12 protein-coding genes and 1 other RNA gene are annotated in these 20,131 nt (G+C 66.9%); 2 read left to right on the top strand and 11 right to left on the bottom strand.

Translation table 11 applies throughout. The annotated features are described in order from the left end of the window. Positions 1-112: 112 nt before the first annotated feature. The gene (locus tag ABQ137_RS10855; protein ID WP_349782446.1) at positions 113-3,583 is read right to left on the bottom strand and encodes a glycosyl hydrolase 2 galactose-binding domain-containing protein; all 3,471 of its coding nucleotides are present in this window, start codon (positions 3,581-3,583) and stop codon (positions 113-115) included. A gap of 219 nt (positions 3,584-3,802) precedes the next feature. On the opposite strand from ABQ137_RS10855, the gene ABQ137_RS10850 reads away from it, so the two are divergent. Continuing rightward, positions 3,803-5,767, top strand: a complete 1,965-nt coding sequence (locus ABQ137_RS10850) for a glycoside hydrolase family 97 protein (protein WP_349782444.1) — start codon at positions 3,803-3,805, stop codon at positions 5,765-5,767. A gap of 84 nt (positions 5,768-5,851) precedes the next feature. On the opposite strand, the gene ABQ137_RS10845 is transcribed toward ABQ137_RS10850, so the two are convergent. The 6 genes from ABQ137_RS10845 to ABQ137_RS10820 form a co-directional block, all read right to left on the bottom strand. Then, positions 5,852-7,366 (bottom strand): carboxylesterase/lipase family protein, encoded by a 1,515-nt coding sequence (locus ABQ137_RS10845; protein ID WP_349782442.1) that lies wholly within the window; start codon positions 7,364-7,366, stop codon positions 5,852-5,854. Continuing rightward, entirely contained in the window at positions 7,363-8,286 is a 924-nt protein-coding gene (locus ABQ137_RS10840; protein WP_349782440.1) for a TrmH family RNA methyltransferase, read from the bottom strand. The genes ABQ137_RS10845 and ABQ137_RS10840 overlap by 4 nt, the downstream gene beginning before the upstream one ends. A 322-nt stretch (positions 8,287-8,608) precedes the next feature. Further along, on the bottom strand, positions 8,609-9,151 hold the full coding sequence (locus tag ABQ137_RS10835) for a GNAT family N-acetyltransferase (protein ID WP_349782438.1): 543 nt from the start codon (positions 9,149-9,151) through the stop codon (positions 8,609-8,611). Between the two features lie 17 nt (positions 9,152-9,168). Next, positions 9,169-9,245: non-coding RNA, sX9 sRNA (locus ABQ137_RS10830), on the bottom strand. 116 nt (positions 9,246-9,361) lie between these two features. Next, positions 9,362-12,037 (bottom strand): M1 family metallopeptidase, encoded by a 2,676-nt coding sequence (locus ABQ137_RS10825; protein ID WP_349782436.1) that lies wholly within the window; start codon positions 12,035-12,037, stop codon positions 9,362-9,364. A 129-nt stretch (positions 12,038-12,166) separates the two neighbouring features. Further along, positions 12,167-12,496 carry a hypothetical protein gene (locus tag ABQ137_RS10820; RefSeq protein WP_349782434.1) on the bottom strand — a complete coding sequence of 110 codons (330 nt, stop codon included), beginning with the start codon at positions 12,494-12,496 and terminating at the stop codon, positions 12,167-12,169. 117 nt (positions 12,497-12,613) lie between these two features. On the opposite strand from ABQ137_RS10820, the gene ABQ137_RS10815 reads away from it, so the two are divergent. Next, on the top strand, positions 12,614-12,784 hold the full coding sequence (locus ABQ137_RS10815; RefSeq protein ID WP_349782432.1) for a hypothetical protein: 171 nt from the start codon (positions 12,614-12,616) through the stop codon (positions 12,782-12,784). Here ABQ137_RS10815 and ABQ137_RS10810 read toward each other — a convergent pair. The 4 genes from ABQ137_RS10810 to cysD all read right to left on the bottom strand — a co-directional run bounded on the left by ABQ137_RS10810 (position 12,775) and on the right by cysD (position 20,115). Further along, the gene (locus ABQ137_RS10810; protein WP_024940307.1) at positions 12,775-15,900 is read right to left on the bottom strand and encodes an efflux RND transporter permease subunit; all 3,126 of its coding nucleotides are present in this window, start codon (positions 15,898-15,900) and stop codon (positions 12,775-12,777) included. The genes ABQ137_RS10815 and ABQ137_RS10810 overlap by 10 nt on opposite strands. Next, positions 15,897-16,970 (bottom strand): efflux RND transporter periplasmic adaptor subunit, encoded by a 1,074-nt coding sequence (locus tag ABQ137_RS10805; protein ID WP_065032745.1) that lies wholly within the window; start codon positions 16,968-16,970, stop codon positions 15,897-15,899. The genes ABQ137_RS10810 and ABQ137_RS10805 overlap by 4 nt, the downstream gene beginning before the upstream one ends. Positions 16,971-17,230: 260 nt before the next feature. Next, the gene (cysN, locus tag ABQ137_RS10800) at positions 17,231-19,207 is read right to left on the bottom strand and encodes a sulfate adenylyltransferase subunit CysN (RefSeq protein ID WP_349782430.1); all 1,977 of its coding nucleotides are present in this window, start codon (positions 19,205-19,207) and stop codon (positions 17,231-17,233) included. Beyond that, on the bottom strand, positions 19,207-20,115 hold the full coding sequence (gene cysD / locus ABQ137_RS10795; protein WP_349782428.1) for a sulfate adenylyltransferase subunit CysD: 909 nt from the start codon (positions 20,113-20,115) through the stop codon (positions 19,207-19,209). The genes cysN and cysD overlap by 1 nt, the downstream gene beginning before the upstream one ends. Positions 20,116-20,131: the final 16 nt, after the last annotated feature.

Here is a 20,131-nt window from a genome sequence, read left to right as displayed (position 1 = left end):
CGACCGTTTCGAATGGCATTGCAGCAACGGCAATGCGGTATTGGCTGACGCGCAATCGGCGCGTCAGTGCGAACGCCGTGCGGGGGCACGGCGCGGCAACGCGCTGGCGCCGCTACGGAGGCCCGTTGGCGACGCCTGTTGATGGTTCGACATTCCAGCCGCGCACCTGCAGCGTGGCATTGCGCAAGCTCGCCGCGGACGGGCCGCGGATCTCGATCTCGCGCTGCTCGCCCGGCACCAGGCTGAGGTAGTTGTCGCTGTAATACGCCGGCAGGATGCGTTGACCTTGCGCATCCACCAGGGTCAGCTTGGTGTTGAGCGCAACCTGCTGCGAGGCATTGCGCACGCTGGCGCGCAGCACCGGTTCGGCGCCCTCCTGCAGCTGCGTGCTGAGCTGTACCGGCACTGCCGCCAGCGCATCCAGACCGCGCATGGCCGCCGCATCGCGCGCCACCCAGTAGAAATTGCGCGAACGCACGGCCGCGTCGCGATCGAGCAATTGCAGCCGCACAAAGCCAAGGCCATTGGTGTCCTTGAGCAACGGCGCCAGTTGCAGCACCGGTGCCGATACCGCAACTGCCGCGGCCTCCAGCGCTTGCTCGCGCTGCTGCAGCAACTTTCCGTCGGCGGCATAGACGTCTGCGCGCACGCGCAGGCCGCTTACCGGCTCGGCCGCATTGTTGACCACCACCACCTCGTGGCCGGGCAGGTTCATCTGCACATGCAGCATCTCTGCCGCATTGCGTACGCCGTAGTAGGCCGCGTGGGTGTCGTAGTCGTGGCTGTAGATCTGCCACATGTTGCTGGGCCAGGCCGGATGGCTCATCCATAGCAGCCGCCCGCTGTTCTTGCTCCACAGCTGGGCGTTGAAGCCCTCGAAGATGGCGCGATGCGTTTCGTAGTTGAGCAGCTGCGCCTTGCGTTCGAAGTCGGCCAGGCTGGTCGGCGCGCCGAGCTTGTCGGTCAGCGAGCGCATGAAACTGGCGGTGTCGCCGTTACCGGACTGGTGCCAGTCGTGATACGCCCAGACATCGCTGATCGGCCACTGGTCCTGCGCCGCAGGTACCGATGCTTGGAACGCCTCCAGGGTGGAGAACGAGGGCGTGCCCACCTCCACCGAAAAGCCCTGCGCCAGCTTGTTGAAGTACGCCACCGGCTCGCGGTAGTTGTACGGGCCGCTGCCCTGCAGATTGATCTCGTTGGAGCTGCCGGTATACCAGCGCGTGCCATCGAGTTCGGCCACCAGCTGGTCCAGGCCTTCGTTGAGAATCGGCGCTGGCACGCCTTCGTTGCGCCCGAACCACAGCACGATGGAAGGATGATTGCGGAAGCGCTTGATCACCTCGGCGGCGTTGTCCAGGAACAGCGCCGCGTCGGCCGGCTCCATGTTGTAGTTCTGGGTGGACTGCCAGAAGTCGTTGAGCACCAGCATGCCGTATTCGTCGGCCAGCTCGAAGAAGCTGGCTTCGGTGTTCTGCCCCACCCAGTTGCGCACCACATTGAAATGCGCATCGCGCTGCAGGCGGAAGTATGGCTCCAGCCGCTCGCGCGAGACCCGCTTGCGCCAGTCGTCCATGCCCCAGTTGCCGCCCTTCACCGCAATACGCACACCATTGATGCGCAGTGCCAGATGCGGGGCCAGGCTGCTGTCGTCGAGCTGCTGCACCGCTGGCGAGGACAAGGCGCCGGGATACAGGGATTGCGCATTGCCGCCGGGTACCGGACGGATCGCTGCATGCCGCACGTCGACGATGCGCTCGCCGCGTTGCCGGGCCTGATTGAGATCGACCAGGACGCGGCGCAACGCGCCATCGTCGTCGAACAACGACAGTTCGTAGGTCACCTCACGAATACCGAAGCGCAGCTGCTGCGCGTCCGACGGCGTACCGGCCACTTCGACACTGGCCTGCAAGGTATACAGCGCAGGCTCGCCATAACCGTTTGGCCACCACAGACGCGGATTGGCGACGACCAACTGCGGCGTATCCGCAGCAGTGAGCTTGAGCGTACTGCCACCGGCCGGCACCGTGACGTCGCGCTGGATGCGTACATCGCCAAAGGCCAACTGCAACGTGCCCTGCACTGCTGCGGCAGTGTCGTTGCGCAATGGCACGTTGATTTCGAGTTCCGCGCGGTGATGATCCGGTGCCAGCTTCGCGGTGATCACTTGCGTATCACCGAGCGCCACTGGACCGGTGGCATGCAGCTGCACGTCCTGCCACAGACCGGCATTGCGATCGCGCACCGCCGGAATCCAGTCCCAGCCTTCGCTGGCGATGAAGGTCGGCCCGTCCAACGCCTGCATGCCGCCATTTTCGCCGACACCGGCCGTCATCGACTGTTCGTGCGCAATGCCGGGATGTGGCGGTGGCGACACCCGTACCGCGACGACGTTCCTGCCCGGCTTGAGCTGCTTGCTGACATCGAAGCGACCGCGTGCGAATGCGCCGCGGGTACGGCCGACCTGGGTGCCATTGACCCAGATCTCGCCGGCATAGTTGATGCCGTTGAACAGCAGCTCCAATCGCTTGCCTTGCAGTGCTGCAGGCAGATCGAAACTGCTGCGGTACCACCAGTCCTGCCGGCTCAGCGATTCGGGAATCGCCATGTTGTTGAGGCCGATATCCGGATCCGGATACACGCCACGATCGACCAGCGTGGTGAGTACCGTGCCCGGCACGGTCGCGGCGCGCCAGCGGGTCTTGCCGGCTGCGTAATCGCTACGCGACAGCGTCGCACCGCTGGCCTGACCGAGCTCTGGTGCCGCAGCGAGTTGCCATGCACCGAGCCGCCATGCGGCGGCATCCAGCGGCTGCAGCGCAGGCGCTTCCGACACCGGCCTGGCGACCGGCGCCGGGAAGGGCGCGGCACTGCGCGGCAGGGTCGCCGCCGCTTGCGGTGCGAGTTGCCCTGCCATCTGCTTGACCTGCACGCGCCAGCCGGGCGATGCGTCTTCGAAGCGCTGCAGCGCAGGATCCGGTGCCTGTCTGGCAAGCCGTGCGATGGCTGCCGCATCCAGTGTGCCGGCCTGCGCGGTGAAGCCTGCAATCTCGCCACCGAAGTGCTGCGTATACGCCGCCGGCTGCTGGCGCGGACCGAACACCAGCGTGGGCGCGACTGCGGTTTGCTGCACGTTGCCGCTGGCCACCTGGCGGCCATTGGCATACAGGCTCAGGCGCGTGCCCTGCGCAATTGCGGCAACCTGCGTCCAGACGCCGGCGCGCAGCGGCTGCTTGCTGCGCAGCACATGCTCGGCGCCTTGGGCGAAGCCCAGCAGGCCGTTGTCGATGACGAAGAAACGGCCAGCCGCCTGCGGATCACCGAGCCCGGCAATCAAGGCCGGGCCGGTGGTCCCGCTGGAGGGCCGCACCCAGGCGGACACGCTCCAATCCGCATCCGCGGCCAGCAGTGGGGTTCCGGCAGCGAGCTTCTTGCTCAGCCCGAGACCGCCCGCGAGCACGCGCACGTCGTAGGGACCGGGCGGATCGGCATCGGCAGGTGCAGCCTCCACTGCAGTCCAGGCGATGCAAGCACACAACAACCACAGCGCTCCACGGCGGAACGCCTTGCGAACCATCAGCATTAGAGGCCTCTCCCAAGCTCTACTGCCAAGCAACGGTGCACACCACATCGACGCAACCGCCAAGGCGACGCGTCGTCGCCTTGTCATTGCATCTGTCGTGATGCCGCCCGTGGCTGCCGCCCCTGTTTCAGCGGCCATGGTGCGAGGTAACGTTACCCCAGGTGGATATCGACGACAACCGTTCTGCGTTAGGGTTGGCGCTCCCAGGAGGAGGGGCTCATGCGAAACCTGATCCAGTCCGCATTACCGGCGGCGTGCGCGCTGCTGTGTTCGATCGCGTTGCCTGCAGCTGCGCAGCGTTTGCAGGTGCAGTCGCCCGACGCACGTACGCAGGTGGAATTCACGCTGCGCGCGGGCGGCGTGCCGAGCTATCGCGTGCTGTATCGCAACAAAGTCGTGCTCGACGACGCTCCGCTCGGACTGGATCTGGGCCGCGCCGACACGCTCGGCAAGGCGATGACGTTGCAGGGCAGCACCACCGAAACGCATGACAGCCGCTTCGCCCTGGCCGTGGGCAAGACGCGTCAGGCACGCGATCACTACCGCCAATTGCGCGCGCAGTTGTCGGACCCCAAACAGCGACGCCTGACAGTGGAATTGCGCGCCTACGACGACGGCGTTGCGCTGCGTTATGTGCTGCCCGACGCCGGTGAGGTGCGGATTCGCAATGAGCTCACCAGCTTTGCATTCCCCAGCGATTACGCATGCTGGAGCTTGAACCTGGGCCGCTTCGGCACCAGCCATGAGGGCGAATACGATGCGATCGCCGCATCCAGGTTGCGCCCGCACAATCTGCTCGAGTTGCCACTGGTGTGCCAGACCGATGCCAGCGGCACCACGCTGGCAATTGCCGAGGCGAACCTGCGCGATTATGCCGGCCTGTATCTCACCGGCCGCGAGGATGGCAGCCTGGGCGTGTCGGCGAAATTATCGCCACGCCTGGACGACCCCACGCTGGCCGTCAGCCTTGATGCCAAAGGCCGCGATTTCGCCACGCCGTGGCGGGTGATCATGCTGGGCGACAGCCCGGCCAGCCTGATTGAATCCAATCTGATTTCCGCACTCAACCCACCGCCGGCCTTCGATGCGAGCTGGGTGCGCGCGGGCAAATCGGCATGGGATTGGTGGTCCGGCTCACTGGCCAGTGGCGTGGCCCAGCCGGGCATGAATACCGCCACGATTGAGCGCTACATCGATCACGCGCAGCAATTGAAACTGCAATACATGCTGATCGACGATGGCTGGTATTTCGGCAGCACCGGCGATGGCCAGTACAACGTCGATGCCGATATCCGCCGGCCGGTGGAGCAGCTCGACCTGCCGGGTCTGGTGGCCTACGCACGGCAGCGCGATGTCGGGCTGTGGCTATGGGCGCATTGGCGCGCGCTGGATGCGCACATGGACGAAGCACTCGCCTGGTATCAGCAACTCGGCATCAAGGGCATCAAGGTCGACTTCATGGACCGCGACGACCAGCAGATGGTGGATTTCTACCACCGCCTGTTAGCCAAGGCCGCCGAGCACAAACTGCTGGTGGATCTGCATGGCGCCTATCACCCGACCGGCCTGACCCGCACCTATCCCAACTACCTCACGCAGGAAGGCGTGCTCGGCGCCGAGTACAACAAGTGGACCACGCGCATCACCGCCACCCACAATCTCACGCTGCCGTTTACGCGCATGTTGCTGGGGCCGATGGATTACACACCGGGTGGCTTCCGCAATGTGCGCCCGGCCGAGTTCAAGATGCAGCACATCGCACCGCAGGTGATGACCACGCGTGCGCAGCAACTGGCGATGTATGTGGTCTACGAAAGCCCGTTCGCAGTGGTCGCCGACAGCCCGGAACAATACGAAAACGTACCGGCAGCGCAGTTCCTGCGCGATGTGCCGGCGAGCTGGGATGAAACACGCGCACTCGATGGCGCCATCGGCAAACACATCGCACTGGCGCGGCGTAGCGGCAAGGACTGGTACGTGGGCGCAATGACCAACGAGCAGGCACGCACGCTGAGCTTGCCGCTGGCATTCCTAGGCAAGGGCAGCTGGACCGCCACCATCTATGCCGACGGCGCGGCCCCGACGGAGGTGCGTATCGATACGCGCAAACTCACCTCCAACGACAGCCTGCAGCTGCCATTGGCTGCAAACGGCGGCGCCGCCGTGCGACTGCAAAAAAAATAAGCTCGGCGGGACGGGCTGCGTCCGCTGAGTTGAGCCAAGTCGAGTTGAGTCAAGCGCGCGTACCGTGGCGGTACGCGCGATCGATTACGGCAGGTCCACGCCTGCGCACATCGCCGGGCGTGCATCCTTGAGCGGGCGCACGCCACTGGCGTCGAACTGCAATGCCGCATGCGTGGGCGCAAATGCCGGCCAGGCCGGCAAGCCCTTGGTGTTGGGATTGCCACGCTGCACGAACGCGGCCCAATAGCGCTGCAGACTCACCGGCGGCTGGCCGATCGGCAGATCCTTGAACAGGAACGGCAACTCGGCGCTATGCGTGACCTGCCCGCCCGGTGCGGCGGTATCGAACACGTAATGCCACACCGGCACGCCGAGCGCGGCCTGATGCTGGGCCACAGTCACTGCCGGGCAACGGAAGGTCAGATCGGTGGACAGCTGCATCGCTGCATCGCCCTGCCGTGCGGCACGCTGCGCCGCATGCGTGCGTTGCGCCTGCAGCACGGCATCGGCCTGCGCCGGATAGTCGCGACGCAGCCGCGCCTGCGCACCCTGTTTGCCGCCGTATTCCAGCTCCTGCACCACATAGCCGATCAACAGCGGCACCCTGGCCTGCGCGCCCTCGGCCAGCAACGCGGCCGGCGCACGCGGCAGCACGCGCCCATCGACGACCGCCTGCAGCCAGATGTAGCCATCGTCATCCAGTGCCGGCACGTCGACATCCTGCCCAGCCTTGATCAGCTGCTCCACCGGCAGCGCGCGCAACTGCGCCAGACGCGTGGCGGGGTCGTCGATACCTGCACGCTTGCCGATCTCCACACCCAGCGCGCGATTGTCTTCCAGCGAACGCGCCGGCAATCCGAACCCGGCGGTGCCGCTCTGCTCGATCGCCGCGGAAAACAGGCCGCGTGCCAGCGGGCTGAGCATCAGCAAGCCCACATCCTGACCACCGGCCGACTGCCCGGCGATGGTGACCCGCGCAGGGTCGCCACCGAACTGCGCGATGTTGTCGCGCACCCATTGCAGCGCGGCGATCTGGTCGAGCAAGGCGTAGTTGCCGGCGGCTTGATGGTCGCCATTGCGCAGTTCCGGCAGCGACAGGAAGCCGAGCGCACCGAGCCGGTACTGCAGCGTCACCACCAGCATGTCCTGTGCGACCAGGTTGGTCGGCAGATGACCATCGGCGCCGCCGGCCACATTGGCGCCGCCGTGGATCCAGACGAACACCGGCAGCGGCTTGGCCGGCTGCAGCGTTGGCGTCTGCACCTCGACGTAAAGACAATCTTCTGTACCGCGGCTGGCCATGGCGTCGTTCCAGCCCAGCGCCGGTTGCACGCACGGGGTGGCGGCCTGGGTGGCATCGCGCACGCCCGACCAGGCAGCGGCCGGTTGCGGCGGCTGCCAGCGCAGCGGGCCCAGCGGTGGCGCGGCAAACGGAATCGCGCGAAACACCGCACTGCCGTCGTCCTGCCACTGCCCGCGCACCAGGCCGTGATCGGTGCGTACCTGCGGCGGTGCGGCAGGCGTGGAGGCTGCTGCGGCATGCGCGCTGACGCTCAACGCACAAGCGGCGGCAAGCAGACCGGCACACAGGCGCATCACGACTCTCCACCCAACGCACGGGCACGCCAGGCGGCCTGGAACACGGCGGTGGCCGAGGCCACGTTGAGGCTTTCGACCTTGCCGCTGCCGCGGATCGACAACTGCAGGTCGCAATCGCGCGCGAACTGGCGGTCCATGCCCTCGCTCTCCGCGCCCATCACATACACCAGCCGTTGCGGCAGCGCGGCGGCGAACACGTCCTGGCCGCCCTCCACCAGGGTGGCCGCCACTGCGAAACCGGCCTGACGCAGCTGCGCCATCGCCATTGCGGTGTCGGGCAGCTGCACCAGCGGCACCGCTTCGGCGCCACCCTCGGCCACGCGCGCGGCTGCGCCGGACAGACCCAGCGTGGAGCCGGCAGGCAGCAGCAGACCGGCCACCCCGAAGTGCGCGGACGAGCGCAGGATCGCGCCGAAGTTGTGCGGGTTGCCCACGCCATCCAGCCACAGCGCCAGCACTGGCCCCTGCGGCAACGCAGCCAGCCAGTCCTGCAACGGCTGCGGGGCGACGCGCAGCACATCGGCCACCACACCCTCGTGGTGGGTGCTGGCAGCGAGCTTGCTGAGATCGGCTTCCTCGACCACGCGGTAACCGATGCGCTGGGCCACGCACCAGGCCAGCAAGGCCTTGAACTGCGGGATGCGCGCCTCGCTCAGGTACAGCTTGCGCACCGCCTCCGGGCGCGCCTTGAACACGGCCTGCACTGCGTTGATGCCGTACAGCCGCAGCTCGCGCGCATTGCCGCCGGACGACGAAGCCACGGACTGCGCAGCAGCAGGCGTGTACGCCGTTGGCGCCTGTCGTGCCGGCGGGCGCGCTGCCGGTGTACGCGGCGCGGCGCGGCCCCAGGGATTGTGCGAGGCGCCGGAGCTGCCGCCATCGCGCGGCGGTCGTCCGCCGCGTCCATCATGCTGTGTCATCGTCGTATCCAGGGTTCGTGTTGCTTGCCGGCGCTGCGGGGATCGTGTCTCCCCTTTTGCCACCAGCGTTGCTCGTCATCCTGCAGGCCGGCGCAGCCGGCGGTGCAGACGCATTGGCGACGATGGTAAGCCACTGGCGCAACGAGCCGTATACGAGGTAGCAGAGGCGCTGCTTTCGAGGCTCTGCAACACAGGGACTCAGGTTGACGTTGCCGCTATGCAGGACACGCGGGATCGGTGCCGATGCCGGTGACGGATCTGCGCCAACCCACAGCGTGCAGATGCGCCTGGCCCACGCGTTCGCCAGCGCACGTGGCCGGGATCAGTCCAGATCGGCCGGCACCCTCACCCGCGCGAACACGCGCAAATCGTGCAGCCCATCCGGCCGCATGATCGCGCAGCGGCTGCAGCCTTCTTCGACGAAGCCGTTGCGCAGCAGCACCCTGGCCGATGCCGGGTTAGTGTCGAGCACGGTGGCCTGGACGCGATAGAGCGGCAAGGTCTGCATTGCCCAGGGCACGTATGTGCCCACGATGCGCGTCATCCAGCCACGGCCCCAGTACGCACTGCCGATCCAGTAGCCCAGCTCGGCCGAAAAGCGTCGCTCGCCCTGCCCCGGACGCACCGCGATCGTGCCGCAGGCCTGGCCGTCGATCTCGATGGCCAGCACCGGATGCTGCAGGTCGACCACGCGTCCGGCCAGGAAGGCCTCGCCGTCGGCGCGCGTATACGGATGCGGGAAGCGCTCGCTCAATCCACGCGGCACCAGCGGGTCGTTGGCATGCCGCAGCAAGGCGTCCAGGTCGTCCTGGCGCCAGCGACGCAGCACGAAACCCTCTCCGTGCAGTGTCAGTGATTCGTCCATCGCTTCGGCCCTGTAATGGCTGATGACACCTGGCGAGCAGGCGCCAAATGGTTGCGGACGGCGCGCCCAGACCGGCTATGTGCGCGTGGCACATGCCGATTCCGGACAGTGGGCGCGCGCCTGGCGATGCGCGCTGTCGTCTTGTCAGCTGCTCCGATGTGCGCGGTATCGCCACTGCCGATACCGCGCACCCGGGCCGCAGGCCGCGGCTCAGCGCTTGGTGGTTTGCGCCTGCTTGAGCGCGGCGCACAGGCGGATGGTCTCGCCGGTCTGCGCCATGCCGCGGTCGGCACCGCTGAGCATGGCCAGGCGCGGCTTGAAGAACGCATCCAGGCGGTCGGCTTCTTCCACGCTGCAACCGCCGGACGCGCCCAGCGCCGGCAATCCGCCGCCGTCGAACGAGCCGCTGCGCTGCACGATACGGTCGAAGTTGGCGGTGAACCACGGCCACATCGACGCGTGCGAGGTCTCGTAACTGTGACCGCGCATCAGCAGGCTCTTCATCTCGCCCACCTTGATCGCATCGGTCAGCGCGAAATCACGCACCTGCTTGAGCAGCGCCGGGTCCTGCAGCGTGCCCAGGGCGGCGATCATGGCGTTGCGCTGCGCCGGGTCGGCATGCGTGCGCAATGCGTCGATCAGGCTCTGCACCGCCGGTGCGCCGCGCTCCTGCGCGGTCACTGCCAGTGCGGTGCCGAGCAGATCCGGATTGGCTTTGGAGAAGTCCAGTGCACCATTGCCGCCGGCCAGGACCGCATCGCCCTGCGCCAGCAGTGCCTTGCGTACTTCCGCATTCTGCAGGCGCAGCGCGAACAGCCCGGCCAGCGCCGAGCGCAGGCTGGTGTCGTCGATCGACTCGCCGCTACGTCGCGTGTAACCCAGCTGACGCAGACGCGGCAGATACGCCTGTTCGGCGGCCTTGCGCAGTACGTCGCGCTGGGCCTGGCTGGTAGCCTGGTAACGCCAGATCCACACGAAGCGGTTCAGCAGCGCCGTGGACACATCGGCCGATTCGGACGGCGCCAACTGCTTGAGCGCTGCCAGCACGGCATCGCCGTCGGTATCGCCGTGGCGGTAGGCCGCATCGATCGCATCGGCATAGGCCAGCTGTTCGTTGTCGTCGAGTTGGCCGACTTGCTTGCCCAGTTCAGCCAGCTGCTTCTTGGGCAGGCTGAAACGGTAGTAGCCGGCGCCACGCGCGTTCGGGAACACCCAGGTGTTCTTGCCGGCACCATCCAGCACGATGCTGCCGCTGCCGTCTGCGAGCATCTGGCAGGCAGTGCCGACCTGGTTCTTGCCCTTGCCGTACTTGACGCACACCGGCACGCCCCATTGCTGCGCGGTGGAGCCGGTGGAACCCAGCGGCAGATAGCGTTGCTGCTGCAGCTTGACCACGGTCTTGCCGCCTTCGCGGGCGAGCTGGGTCTGCAGATACGGCACGCCCGGCTGATTGAGGAAGCTGCGGAAGGCGGCCTTGAACTCCTCGCCCTTGCCGGCGGCATCGGCGATCGCATCGACCAGATCGTCGGCGGTGGCGCTGCCGAACTTGTGTTTGGCGATGTAGGCGCGCATGCCCTGGCGGAACACGTCTTCGCCGACGAAAGCCTCGAACATCGCCAGCACCGCCGCACCCTTCTGGTAGGTGATGCCGTCGAAGGCGGTCTCGATATCGCCGTTGCCCGTGATCGGCTGACGGATCTTGCGCGCGCTGACCAGGCTGTCATTGTCCATCGCGTACTGCGCACCGCCGATGCGGTCCAGATTGGCGCGGTATTCCGGGTGCAGCTGCATGGTGATCTTCTGCTGCATCCAGGTGGCGAACGCCTCGTTCAACCACAGGTCGTCCCACCACTCCATGGTGACGGCATCGCCGGTCCACTGGTGAGCCAGCTCATGCGCATTGGTGTTGAAGGAGCGCTGCACGTTCTCGGCCGGCGAGTCCTTGTCCAGCAACAGCAGCCAGTCGCGGAAGGTGACGAACCCGGGGTTTTCCATCGCACCGGCGCTGAAGTCCGGGGCGGCGACCAGATCGAGCTTGTCGAACGGATAGCCGAAGGCGTAATAGTCCTCCAGCGCGGCGATGATCGCCGGGGTCTGGTCCAGCGCCGGGGTGATGCGCGGGCCCTGGCCCTTGGCGGCGATGCCGCGCAGCGGGGTCGGGTTGGGGCGCTGCGGGGTGGCCGGCATGGCCGGCACGTCCACCACATCCCAGGGGCCGGCGGCATAGGCGACCAGATAGGTCGGCAGCGGCACGGTCGGAGCGAAGGTCACCGTCTTCCAGCCCTTGCCGGCCGGCTTGCTCGAGGTGGCGATGGTGTTGGCCAGCGCCTGGTCGTCGGTGGGCACGGTCAGGCTGAGGTCGAACGGGGTCTTGAATGCGGGTTCGTCGAAACCGGGGAACGCGTAGCGCGCGCTGATCGGCTCCATCTGCGTCATCGCATAGGCCTGGCCCTGGTACTTCACCTGATACAGGCCCTGCAGCTGCTGATTGAGCGGCGCGCTGTAGACGATGTCCACGGTGAGCGTCTGCGGCTGCAGCGTGCGGCCGAAATCCAGCCGCACCACACCGGCCTGCGCATCGGCTTGCACGTAGCGTGCGGTCAGCGCCTTTCCCTTGACCGGCTTGACCGTGACCTTGCTGACCTTCAATTCCTTGCCGTGCAGCCAGAGGTGATCGGAAGCCTGCTTGAGCTGCACGCGGATGCTGGTGCGGCCGCTGAACTCGCTCTGGTCCGGATCGATCTTGAACGACAGGCTGTAGCGCTCGGGCACCGCCCAGGTCGGCAGGCGGCCATTGGGCACCGGCTCGCCGGAGGACTGCGCCAGCGCGGTGCCGCAGCACAGCGCAAGGAGGGAGGGAGCAAGCAGGCAGGCAAGACGACGCATTGGCGATTCCGGGCAGGGTAACCGCCGAAGTCGACCACAGCAGGCCATGACTGTCATGTGACCTTAGTCATTGCGTGGCCGACGCGATGGGGCGCAGACACGCCGCCACATCGGCGCAGCCAGCCCGCGTTACGGCAGCGGCCACAGCACGAACATGTCCACCACCAGCAGCACCAGCGCAATGCTGCCGAGCAGGGCTGCGCGCAGGATCGGGCACTGCAGTGGCGCGATGCGGCGTGCTGGTTCGACCGAGCGTTGCCGATGCGTGGCCGGCTGCACGGACGCTACTGCAGTGGCGTCGGGCGGTTGCCCTGTTCCCGGTGTCGCAGCGCGTGCCCAGAGCGCAGCGACATCGCCAGCGCGCGATGCACCGCAATGCGGGCACGGCATCTGCGCAGCCTGCCCCTGCGCAAACCGCAGCGTGGATGGGTCGTCATTGACGCAAGGCAGCGTCTGCATCGCATGCACTCCTGGGCTGGATTGCGGCGTCCGGTTCGATCACGCGGCAGTGCTGCCGGCGTTGGCGAAAGACGCTCCCGGCAAGAAGACACCGGGCTGCGCAGCGTCACCGCATCGATGACGCTGCCTGGCGCCGACACGTTCGATGGACACAGCCTGCGCCCCGATGTTTGGGTTTTGTTTGCAATGCAGCCAAATGCAAACGCGGCGATCAACGCCGATGCCGCAGCATCCCCGCTCATCGACCACCGGCAGCAGCGCACCGCTGCCGGTATCGCTCAGGCGTGACCGCCTACCGACGGCGTCTGCGCCTCCAGGGTTTCCAGCTCGCGCGCCACCGCTTCGGGCGACTTGGTGAATGGCGCAATCAGGCTGTAGAACGCAGGCACCACGTACAGCGACAGCAAGGTGGACAGCGACACGCCGAAGATCACCACCACGCCGATCGTGGCGCGGCTGGCCGAGCCGGGCCCGCCGGCCACCACCAGCGGAATCGCGCCGACCACGGTGGCGATCGAGGTCATCAGGATCGGACGCAGGCGCACCGATGCCGACTCCACGATCGCCTCATGCACGCTGCGGCCTTCGTCGCGCAACTGATTGGCGAACTCCACGATCAGGATGCCGTTCTTGGCCGCCAGCCCCACCAGCATCACGATGCCGATCTGACTGAACAGGTTGAGCGTGCCGCCGGTGACCCACAACCCGACCAGCGCGCCCAGCACCGCCAACGGCACCGTGAGCATGATCACCAGCGGATGGGCGAAGCTTTCGAACTGTGCGGCCAGCACCAGATACACCACCAGCAAGGCCATGCCGAAGGTCAGCAGCACCGCGCTGCCGGACTGCTGGTATTCGCGCGATTCGCCCTTCCAGTCCACCTGCGCATACTCGGGCAATTCCTCGCGTGCGGTCTGCTGCGCCCAGGCGATCGCCTCGCCGAGCGGGTAGCCCGGCGCCAGGCCGGCACTGATGGTGATCGCACGCAGGCGGTTGAAGCGATTCAGGGTGCCGGCTTCGGCCACTTCGCTGAGCGTGACCAGGTTGGACAGCGGAATCAGCTCGCCACGCGTGGAACGCACGCGGATGGCGGTGAGGTCTTCCGGCGCCATGCGGCCTTCGCGGCCGGCCTGCAGCATCACGTCGTATTCCTCGCCGTTGTCCACGAACGTGGTCACACGGCGCGAGCCCATCATCGCCTCCAGTGCGCCACCGATCGCGGTGACCGGCACGCCCAGATCGGCCGCACGCAGGCGGTCGATGTTGACGCGCATCTGCGGGCGGGTTTCCTTGTAGTCCGAGTCCGGGCCGACCAGGCCGGGATTGGCTTCCATGCGCTGCAGGATGCGATCGCGCCACTGCGCGATCTCCGCATAATCCGGCCCGCCCAGCACCAGCTGGAACGGCTGGCCGCGGCTGCGCACCAGGCCGCCGCTCACCTGCGTGCGCGCACGCACGCCGCTGAGCACATTGAGCTTCTGCTGCAGTTCGTCGGCCACTTCGGTGGTCGGGCGCGTGCGTTTTTCCCAGTCCTGCAGGAACACGCTGACCCGGCCGGTGTGCATTTCCTCGCTGCTGCCGAAGCCGCCGGGCACGCGCGGGTTTGCCCGTACGATGGGCTTGTCCGGACCCACGTAAGGGCCAAGGATCGCCTCGACCTGATGCATCTGCCCCACGGTGTAATCGAAACCAGCGCCTTCGGGCCCGTCGATCATGATCTGGAAGTTGCCGCGGTCTTCGGCCGGCGCCAGCTCGGAGGGAATCCGGCCCATCAACCACGCGCTGGCACCCAGTGCCAACAGCATCAGCAGCGCAAAGATCCAGGTGCGATGCACATGCCGCTCCAGCGAGCGCCCGTACGCACCGGACACCGCCTGCATGCGGCCATCGAACCAGCGATGGAAGCGGTTGGGCCTGGCCTGCCCGTGCGAGCGCAACAGCTTGGACGACATCATCGGCGTCAGCGTCAGCGCCACGAAGGCCGAGATCGCCACCGCCGCGGCCAATGCCACCGCCAGCTCGCGGAACAGGCGCCCGGTATTGCCTTCCAGAAAGCCCACCGGCAGGAACACCGCCACCAGCACCGCGGTGGTGGCAATAACCGCGAAGGCGACCTGGCCGGTGCCGCGCTTGGCCGCCACCAAGGGCGGCTCGCCCAGGTCGATGCGGCGCTGGATGTTCTCCACCACCACGATGGCATCGTCCACCACCAGGCCGATACACAGCACCAGCGCAAGCAAGGTCAGCAGGTTGATCGAAAAATCGAACGCGTACAGCGCGATGAATGCGGCGATCAGGCACACCGGCACCGTCACCGCAGGAATCAGCGCCGCGCGTGCGCTGCCCAGAAACACCCAGATCACCACCAGCACCAGCACCACCGCTTCGATCAGCGTGTGATACACGCGCTCCACCGCCGCATCGATGAAGGTAGTGGTGTCGAAGGCGACGAAGATGTTGGTGCCCTGCGGCAGCGATTTCTGCACTTCCTCGGCCTGCGCGCGCGCCTCGCGTGCAACGTCCAGCGCGTTGGCGGTGGAGTTGCGCACGATGCCCAGGCCCACATTGGGCACGCCGTTGCTCTGGAAGTAGGCGCGGCGCTCGGCCGAGGTCAGCTCGACCCTGGCCACGTCGCCCAGGCGCACCACATAGCCGCCCTCGCCCTTGCTGAGCGGCAGCTTGGCGAAGTCCTCGGGCTTGAGATAACTGCGCTCCACGCGCAAGGTGAAATCGCGCTGCGCCGATTCGATGCTACCGGCCGGCAGCTCCACGTTCTCGTTCTGCAGCGCCGCTTCCACGTCGGCCACGGTCAGTTCGCGCGCGGCCAGTTGATCGCGGTCCAGCCAGATCCGCATCGCATAGCGCTGGCGCCCGCCGATACGCACCTGCGCCACGCCGTCCAGGCTGGAGAAGCGGTCCACTACATAGCGCTCGGCGTAGTCGGACAGCTGCAGCGTGTCCATCGTGCTGGAGCTCATGTTGAGCCACAGGATGGGGTCGGCGTCGGCCTCGACCTTGGAAATCTCCGGCGGGCGCGCCTGGTCGGGCATGCGGTCGGAGACGCGGCTGACCGCATCGCGCACGTCGTTGGCGGCAGCTTCCACATCGCGCGACTGCACGAATTCGATACTGATATCGGAAGAGCCGTTGCGGCTGCGCGCCTCGATGGTCTCGATGCCTTCGATGCCGGCCAGTGCGTCTTCCAGCACCTGGGTGATGCGGCTTTCCACCACCGCCGCCGATGCGCCGGTGTATTCCACATCCACCGACACGATCGGCGGGTCGATCGCCGGCAACTCGCGCAAGGTCAGCCGGGTGAACGACATCACCCCCAGCACGATCAGCAGCAGGCTCATCACCACCGCCATCACCGGGCGGGTAATGGACAGGTCGGAGAGCTTCATCGTGCTGCCTGCGGGCGCGCCGCTGCCGGCGCTGGCGCGGCTTGATCGACCACCTTCAGGCCCGGACGCAGCTTGCCGGTGCCGTCCACCACGATGCGCTCACCAGCCTTGACCCCGTCGAGAATTTCCACCTTGCCGTCGCGGCGCTCGCCCAGGCGCACGTCGGCGCGCTCCACGCTGCTGTCGGGCTTGACCCGGAACACGTAGGACTCGCGCCCCACCTGCACCACCGCAATCTCCGGGATCACCACCGCCTGCCGCGCCGGCTGGAACAGGCGCACATCCAGCAACATGCCCGGGCGCAGCCGGCGATCGCCGTTGGGGAAGTCCGCCCGCACCGTCACCGAGCGGGTGGTCTCGTCGATACGCGAATCGATCGCCGCCACCACGCCTTCGAACTGCTCGCCCGGATACGCCGCCGCGGTGCCATTGACGGTATTGCCGAGCTGCACCAGGCCGAACTGCGACTCGGGCACCTGGAAGTCCACGTACATGCGCGCCACATCGTCCAGCGTGGCGATCACCGTGCTCGAGGTGATCAACGAGCCCGGGCTGATCTGGCGGATGCCGAGCACGCCGGAAAACGGCGCGCGCACTTCGCGGTCGGTGATTTCCGCGCGCATCTGCTGCACGCGCGCCTGCGCCGCATCGCGCAGCGCGCGTTGCGTATCGACAGTGGATTTGGCCACCAGTTGCTGACCAACCAGGCTCAACTGGCGCCGGTACAGCTGATCGGTTTCCTCGAAGGTGGCCTGCGCGGCCGTCAGTGCCGCCTGCTGCGAATTGCCGCGCAGACGCAGCAGCAGCTGCCCGGCCTTGACCTCGTCGCCGCTGTCGAAATTGACCTGCTCCACCACATCGCTCACCGCCGCGGTCAGCGCCACCGATTCGCGCGCACGCACGGTAGCGATCGACTGCACGGTCGAGTTCCAGGGCTGGGTGGTCACCGCCTGCACAGAGACCGGGATGGGTTTGGCGGCGGCCGGTGCGGCGGCCTCACGGCTACAACCGGCCAGCGCGACGGCCAACAAGAGCGCTGCGCCGAAACGCGCGCTGGGTCGAACAAGCATCAGAACATCCTGGCGGGGTACGTCGAAAGTTTAACGACCTAGCCGCCATGGAGTTGACAGAAAGGGCCTGCTTTGCACCATGACCAAAGACCCTTGCTGTCGTCGGCGCGATGCGCTGGCCAGCGCAGCCACCGACACGGCGGCGTGGCTGCCGGACGGGTGCGGCCACCGCTCGGCCGCTGCATGTACGCATTCATGCATTGCGGCTTCGCGTTGCCCACACCCGCCTGACGCCTGCCGCTATGTCCTGTCAGCCCCGCTCAGCGTTCCAGCCCGAGAAACTCGAGCACATGACGCGCCAGCGCCTCTACGTTCTCACCATCGGCGTGAAGATGGACCTCCGGCGCCTCCGGCGCCTCGTAGGGCGAATCGATGCCGGTGAAATTGGGAATCTGCCCGGCCCGCGCCTTGCGGTACAGCCCCTTCACATCGCGCGCTTCGGCGACCGCCAGCGGCACGTCCACGAACACCTCGACGAACTCCCCGGCATCGAAGCGCTCGCGCGCCAGCTGCCGCTCGGCGCGGAACGGCGAGATGAAGCTCACCAGCACGATCAGGCCGGCATCGGCCATCAACCGCGCCACCTCGGCCACGCGGCGAATGTTCTCCACGCGGTCTTCGTCGGTGAAGCCCAGGTCGCGGTTGAGCCCGTGGCGCACGTTGTCGCCGTCCAGAATGAAGGTGTGGTAGCCCAGCGCATGCAGGCGCTTGTCGACCAGGTTGGCGACAGTGGACTTGCCCGCGCCCGACAGGCCGGTGAACCACAGCACGCGCGGAGTCTGGCCCTTGATGCGCGCGCGCGCGGCGCGGTCCACGTCCAGATGCTGCCAATGCACGTTGCCGGCACGACGTAGCGCGAACTCCAGCGTGCCGGCGGCCACGGTGGCATTGCTCTGCCTGTCGATCAGGATGAAGCCGCCCAGCACGCGGTTGCGTGCATACGGCGAGAACGCGATCGGCTCGTCCAGCGCCAGATTGCAGTAACCCACCTCATTGAGCTCCAGCCGCTTGGCGGCCAGCCGCTCCTGCGTGTTCACATCGACCTTGTGCTTGATCTCGCTGATGCTCGCAGTGACCGTGCGCGTGCCGATCTTGAGCCAGTACGGTCGCCCCGGCAGCAAGGCGGCATCGTCCATCCACAGCAGATGCGCGGCGAACTGGTCGGCCACTTCCGGCGGGTCGTCGACGGCGGCAATGATGTCGCCGCGGCTGATATCGATCTCCTCGCGCAAGGTCAGCGTGACCGCCTGGCCGGCGCGTGCGCTGTCCACCTCGCCGTTGGCATCCAGCACCGATGCCACCTGCGTGCGCCGCCCGGACGGCACCACCACGACGGCATCGCCCACCCGCACCTGCCCAGCGGCGATGGTGCCGGCGTAGCCGCGGAAGTGCTGATGGGGGCGATTGACCCACTGCACCGGCAACCGGAAGCCGCTGCCGGCTTCCGGCGTCTCCACGTGCACGGTGTCGAGATGCTGCAGCAGATGCGGGCCGCGGTACCACGGCATCCGCGTCGATGGGCTGGACAGATTTTCGCCAGCCAGAGCCGACAGCGGAATGCACTGCACATCGGCGATGCCCAACTGCGCGGCCAGCGCGCGGTAGCCCTCGGCGATGTCGGCGAAGACCTGCGCGTCGTAGTCCACCAGGTCCATCTTGTTGACCGCCAGCACCACGTGGCCGATGCCCAGCAACGACACGATGTAACTGTGCCGGCGCGTCTGCGCCAGCAAGCCCTTGCGCGCGTCCACCAGCACCACCGCGACATCGGCAGTGGATGCGCCTGTGGCCATGTTGCGCGTGTACTGCTCATGTCCGGGGCAGTCGGCGACGATGAACTTGCGCTGGTCGGTATCGAAGTAGCGGTACGCCACATCGATGGTGATGCCCTGCTCGCGCTCGGCGGCCAGCCCGTCCATCAACAACGCATAGTCGATACCCTCGCCCTGCGTGCCGTGCCGCCGGCTATCGCTCTCCAGTGCGGCAAGCTGATCGTCGAACAGCCGCTTGCTGTCGTACAGCAGGCGCCCGATCAAGGTGCTCTTGCCATCGTCCACGCTGCCGCAGGTGATGAAGCGCAGCAGCGGCTTGGCTTCGTGTTGATGCAGGTAGGCGCTGATCGCGCCGGGAATCGGGAATCGGGAATCGGGAATCGCAAAGGCGCCCTCCTCCGTCGTAACGTCTGCAGCAGACTGCTGTTGCGAATCCCCAATCCCGAATCCCGATTCCCTGCCCATCAAAAATACCCCTCAAGCTTCTTCTGCTCCATCGACGCGCCTGGCGCATGATCGATCATGCGGCCCTGGCGTTCGGAGCTGGTGCTGACCAGCATTTCGGCGATCACCGCTTCCAGCGTGTCTGCGGTCGATTCGATCGCGCCGGTGAGCGGATAGCAGCCCAGCGTGCGGAAGCGCACCGAGCGCAGTTGCGGCGTCTCGCCGTCGTGCAATGGCAGGCGGTGGTCGTCGACCATGATCCAGGCGCCGTCGCGCTCCACCACCGGGCGCGGCGCGGCGAAATACAGCGGCACCACCGGTATCCGTTCGCGGTAGATGTACAGCCAGATATCCAGCTCGGTCCAGTTGGACAGCGGAAACACGCGCACGCTTTCGCCGGGTTTGGTGCGCGCGTTGTACAGATTCCACAATTCCGGGCGCTGGTTCTTGGGGTCCCAGCGATGACGCGCGTTGCGGAACGAGAACACGCGCTCCTTGGCGCGCGATTTCTCCTCGTCGCGGCGCGCCCCGCCGATCGCCGCGTCGAAGCCGCCCTGCTCCAGCGCCTGCTTCAGGCCCTGGGTCTTCATGATGTCGGTATGCACCGCCGCGCCATGGCTGATCGGGCCGACGTCCTGGGCGATGCCGTCGGGGTTGATGTGCACGCGCAGGTCCACGCCGGTCTCGGCCACGCGGCGGTCGCGGAAGGCGATCATCTCGCCGAACTTCCAGCGCGTGTCCACATGCAGCAGCGGGATCGGTGGCGGCGACGGCGCGAACGCCTTGAGCAGCAGATGCAGCAACACCGAGCTGTCCTTGCCCACCGAATACAGCATCACCGGGGCCCGGAACTCGGCGGCGACCTCGCGCAGGATGTGGATGCTTTCGGCCTCGAGCCGATCCAGGTGTGACAGGGGCAGCAGAGTCATCAGGGTGTCGTGGGCG

It is taken from the genome of Xanthomonas sp. WHRI 8393 (assembly GCF_040203315.1).
GTDB lineage: Bacteria > Pseudomonadota > Gammaproteobacteria > Xanthomonadales > Xanthomonadaceae > Xanthomonas > Xanthomonas arboricola.
The sequence above is the reverse complement of the archived record's forward strand: the minus strand, read 5'-3'. Positions and strand labels throughout refer to the sequence as shown.